Here is a 653-nt window from a genome sequence, read left to right as displayed (position 1 = left end):
AGTTATATTTTTAGCGAGAAAGGAAAAATAAATACGCTTTATTAATTCCCGTGATTAACGAAGGCGAAAGATTTATATCTCAAATGAATAAAATGAAAGCAAGTAATATTTTTAATATATGCGATGTTTTCATTTGCGATGGCGGGAGTAAAGATAATTCCTCGAATCCAGATTTCGTTAAAAATTACGGATGCGTTGGGCTTTTAATTAATGTTAGCGATAAAATAGGGCAAGGCGTTCAATTAAAACAAGGTTTCTATCAAACTATTGAAATGGGATATGAAGGAGCGATAATGGTTGACGGAAACGATAAAGACAATGTTCATGAAAGTTTGCCGTTATTTTTGGAAAAGTTGGAAGAAGGTTTCGATGTCGTTCAAGCTACGAGATTTACTTTAGGCGGAAGAGAAGAGAATACGCCATTTTTAAGAAAAATAGGAATTAGATTAATTGCATCTCCTTTGATTAGTTTGACTTCGAGATTTCATTATGACGATGTTTGCAACGGTTATAAAGGTTTTTCGAGAAAATATATTTTAGACGAAAGAATGGATTGGTTTAGAGAAGAATTTAATACTTACGAATATTGCTATTATCCGTTGGTTCATGCGAATAATTTAGGTTATAAAATCTGCCAAGTTCCAACGGCGAGA

1 protein-coding gene is annotated in these 653 nt (G+C 32.9%); it reads left to right on the top strand.

Annotation, left to right across the window (positions count from 1 at the left end; translation table 11 throughout):
* Nucleotides 1-83 precede the first annotated feature (83 nt).
* A partial coding sequence (locus EZH24_RS13120; protein WP_473807491.1) for a glycosyltransferase family protein occupies nt 84-653 on the top strand: 570 nt, incomplete at its 3' end.

This window comes from Brachyspira catarrhinii (assembly GCF_005518285.1).
Taxonomy (GTDB): Bacteria; Spirochaetota; Brachyspiria; order Brachyspirales; family Brachyspiraceae; genus Brachyspira; species Brachyspira catarrhinii.
Note: the sequence above shows the minus strand (reverse complement) of the source record. Positions and strands in the feature narration are given on the sequence as shown.